Below are 4,092 nucleotides of genomic sequence, written 5' to 3'. Positions count from 1 at the left end.
TATATGATAAACAAGAAGTGTGATTAGCAACCCAGCAGTTATATTCGCAACAGTATTGAATAAGCCAAACTGCTTAAATGTCGTATCAACACTCTCGCGCCAAAAGTCTTCCTGTATCAACGCCTTGTTTCGTTCTTCCATGAACATTCGCTCTTTGTAAGTCCCTATAACTTTAGTAATAGAACTAAAGCTAGCTATGCCTTTTGCCAGATATGACTTGCTAACGTCATCTGATAAATTTCGCGACCATTGTGAGCCTTTTAGGGAAGAAAATAAATGTTAAAAGAAGTTGTTTTTACTGCTAGTGCTTTAGCTTTAATTAGTGGGTGTTCTTTATTCGAAGGAGATGATGATAAAACTGGGACGACCACACCTTTAGTCAATGAAGAAACAGATGATGCACCAGTGTTGCTAACAGGAAGGTTTATAGATTCTCCTGTTCAAGGCTTACGCTACAACGTTTCCAAAAAGCTATACAAAGATAATCCATACTCATCAAGTGAGATAACTTCTAGTGGCGTTACAAATGAAAATGGTGAATATTTTTATAATGAAACCGATGAGAATATTATGTTCTTCATTGGGGGCATGTTGGTTGCCTCGGGGCCGGTCGGACAGATTTTCACCCCATTAGATGTAAACTACGTAAGGCATTCTGAAGATGTAATCTCTGCTTCGAAAGAAGAATATCTACACCCGGATGCGCCTGTTAATTTAGCTAGATTATTACAGACCCTCGATTCCGATGGTTACCCTGAAAATGGCATTACCATTACGGAAGAAACCGCTAATGAGTTTTCCAATAGTTTTGAATCAATCTACGGTACAGAAGTATTCGACCAGTCTACAGAAGGCTTCGCTAGCCATTTAGAGGAACATATTGGTGAATATACCAATACTTCAACCTTAGTATCGGTAGAAGATGCCGTCAATCATATGAGTGCTTCACTATCGGATTTAAAGTCCGATTACACAATCAACCTAGTTGGTCAAACTTGGGTTACACAATTAAAGGAGCTCAGACAATACGTCTCTTTCGATAATAGAGATTCATGGGGAGAGCCCACAATATGCACCGAAACAGACATGAATATCTACTCAATAGATAAATATCATACCAACCATGTAGAAGTAGAGATCCACGATAATTTTAATGCCACTACTTGTACAGCTACAGGCAGTAGAAGTTTTGAAACGACTAATTATGGAAGGTACACAATGTGTCCAAGCAGTGAATGTAACTATTCTGATCTCAACCGGATAACTGGTTGGGAAGAAAATTCCGAAGAGAATCATCGGCGAGAGAAAGAAACGCGCCACCACATTATGGGCTCCGATAAAGTTATTACTATTCATGAAATCCAATTTACGGATGACGATAAGGACTACTGGCAGGTTGCTCGGTATGAATCAGCACGAAATCCCTAATTTCTCCCAATATAACTATCGGTTAGCCCGCTTCACAATATAAAGGAAGCGGCCTATCGCAATATTCAAGGGATCTCTTGGCTTTCACAATATATGTGAATTCTCAATACAGCTAAGGAGATCCCAAAATGACCAATAGAATTCTAAGAATAAAACAAGTCACCGACTACACAGGCCTTTCACGGGCGGCAGTTTATCGTTTGATGCAGGAGAAAGAATTTCCCCAATCAATTCGAATAACAAAGCGCTGTGTAGGCTGGGAGGAGAGGCAAATTCAAACTTGGATTGAATCCCAAATTAAAAAAAGCATCGAATCAGAAGGTGCTACAAATGACTAATCCAATAATGAACCCTGAGTGTGTAACTCAGGAAACACAGGCAACTGTCTCTTCCTCTGCGACCCACCCCGTTTCACCAACCACTTATAATCAGGAAACAAGTGAAACACCCCGAACAGATGAGTGGCCAAATGCTAAAAGTAGACCTTGTTGGCGCGTATACGACAACCCAGTATCTGTAGGCTCTAAGAGCCAACCTGCTGGTCTTTACTGGCATAACATCCAATACAATAAGGACGATAAGCCACCCACCTTGTCTGATGATTGGATTTGCGGCCCTTTGTACGTCGATGCAATAACTTCAAATGAAGGCAGTAATTTTGGCCGACTATTACGAATCAAGGATATCAATGGTAACTGGAAACAATTAGCAATCCCAATGGGGTTGCTAGCAGGCAGTACCGAGCGACTTTTAGAGCAACTCTTAGATATAGGACTTAATACAAATATCACTAGAAAGTCTAAAATTCCTATTTATATCAATTCAACAATTCCCCATAGACGTATAACGGCAGCTCAACAGACAGGCTGGAAGAATGATGTGGCTTTTGTTTTTCCAGAACAAACTCTAGGGGACCAAAGCTATATTTTTCAAGGAAAGCCAAATATCACGTCCGATTATTCCAAAAAAGGCTCTTTATCTACGTGGAAAAATACCATTGCAAAGTATTGTGAAGGTAATCCGGTAATGATTCTTACTATCAGCTTCGCACTCGCAGGCCCACTACTGAAATTACTAAATAAAGATAATGGAGGGCTACACCTTCTTGGAGACTCTTCATGTGGGAAAACTACATGCCTCGCGATAGCAAGCTCTGTATGGGGAAACCCTAAAGACTTCATGAGGACATGGAGATCTACAGCAAACGGTCTAGAATCCGTTTCTACTGACAGGAACGATACAACGTTGATACTAGACGAGTTGGGTGAAGCAGAAGCTAATGAAGTAAGCAAAATTGTTTATGCAATTGCGAACGGTTTAGGCAAACAGCGGGCTACCAAATTAGGGACGTCACAATCTATAAATAAATGGAGACAAAGCATTATTTCTAGCGGTGAGATTAGTCCAGAAGATTTGATCGCTTCTACTGGATCCAATGCTAGAGCGGGTGTTTCAATGCGGCTGCTAAATATTACTTGTTCTCGTGAGTATGGTGCTTTTGATCAACTTCATGAACACCAAAGCGGTAGACGTTTCTCTGATAACTTAAAACAAAACTGCAATCAAAACTACGGATTTGCAGGCCCAGAGTTCATAAACAGGTTATTAGAAATGAATGACGTCGAATCGTTGCATGAACGATTTGAAGACATCAAAAACTCAGTCACCTGTAAGAATGGCCAAGAAAGCCGTGCTGCTGATAGATTTATAATTGCAGCGTTAGCGGGTGAACTTGCCACCCATTTTGGTATTTTCCCATGGGTAGAAGGTTCGGCTATTCGCGCTTCAGTAATGCTTTTCAAAGAATGGAAGCTCACCAGGGGAAACGGCACTAGTGAGGACAGTCAAATACTAAAAAATATACATAAATTTATCAGTCGATATGGAGATAGCAAGTTCACTAATCTCAGCCACTTCAATGACAAAGTTCATGAACGTGCTGGATGGTGGAAAGAAATTAAGAATGATGATGGAACGTCAGCTAGAATTTGGATGTTCACTAGTTCAGGTTTAGAAATGAGCTGTCGAGGCTACGCTATTCGAAGAATAATCTCCGCTCTAAATAAATCGGAATGTATTGTTGAAAAAGATGCTGGTAAAAACAGCAAGAACACGCGACTAGGTAGTGATACCCAACGACTTTACTATCTAAAAATCAGTGAAGACCTATGCGGGAACATTCACTAACAAAGTTACCTTGTTGCACCATCAAAAATAAGAGGGCAACCACACAGCCCTCTTATCTATTACTAATTACCCTGTTCCACCTGTTACCCGTCAATCAAAGCCTGATCCAAATTTCACGTACTTGACTAAATGAAGATTCGATTCACTATCATCATCTGCATGTCCTTTACCTGAGCTAGCAGTGCAATATACAACTGTAGAATCGACAATCTTACGCAACTCTTCATCATCTTCTAGTCTTTGTGGAGGATTTAGATAATTACAACACTTAAACCTTCTACATCTGCGGCGCTCTAAGCGGCGTTTTTCAAGGTAGTTGTCGCCTGAGCATTTAAGCTGCTTGTTTTTCCTTCTCCGGGTTCAACTTAACGTCACCCACTTTCTCCCAGTTCCGCGTAGCTTTTGACCACCTTATTTGGTTCTTTCTTTTCATCTTGCGATAAAGCTCATCCCTCTTCGATAATATTTCTTCATCCA

Annotated in this window: 3 protein-coding genes; all 3 read left to right on the top strand. The window is 40.5% G+C overall.

Going from position 1 to position 4,092, the window contains the following annotated elements; all coding sequences use genetic code 11:
* Positions 1–276 precede the first annotated feature (276 nt).
* The 3 genes from A3761_RS21405 (at position 277) to A3761_RS21395 (ending at position 3,615) form a co-directional block, all read left to right on the top strand.
* Positions 277–1,428 (top strand): hypothetical protein, encoded by a 1,152-nt coding sequence (locus A3761_RS21405; protein ID WP_068552700.1) that lies wholly within the window; start codon positions 277–279, stop codon positions 1,426–1,428.
* A 128-nt stretch (positions 1,429–1,556) separates the two neighbouring features.
* Entirely contained in the window at positions 1,557–1,766 is a 210-nt protein-coding gene (locus A3761_RS21400) for an AlpA family transcriptional regulator (RefSeq protein ID WP_068567229.1), read from the top strand.
* Positions 1,759–3,615, top strand: coding sequence for a DUF927 domain-containing protein (locus A3761_RS21395; protein WP_082870328.1), 1,857 nt, complete (start codon positions 1,759–1,761; stop codon positions 3,613–3,615). The genes A3761_RS21400 and A3761_RS21395 overlap by 8 nt, the downstream gene beginning before the upstream one ends.
* Positions 3,616–4,092 lie beyond the last annotated feature (477 nt).

The organism is Oleiphilus sp. HI0123 (genome assembly GCF_001635315.1).
The sequence above is the reverse complement of the archived record's forward strand: the minus strand, read 5'-3'. Positions and strand labels throughout refer to the sequence as shown.

Bases quoted from the DNA above. Each gene is read 5' to 3' on its own strand.
- A3761_RS21405 (WP_068552700.1), top strand. From the start codon at position 277: ATGTTAAAAGAAGTTGTTTTTACTGCTAGTGCTTTAGCTTTAATTAGT.
- A3761_RS21400 (WP_068567229.1), top strand. From the start codon at position 1,557: ATGACCAATAGAATTCTAAGAATAAAACAAGTCACCGACTACACAGGC.
- A3761_RS21395 (WP_082870328.1), top strand. From the start codon at position 1,759: ATGACTAATCCAATAATGAACCCTGAGTGTGTAACTCAGGAAACACAG.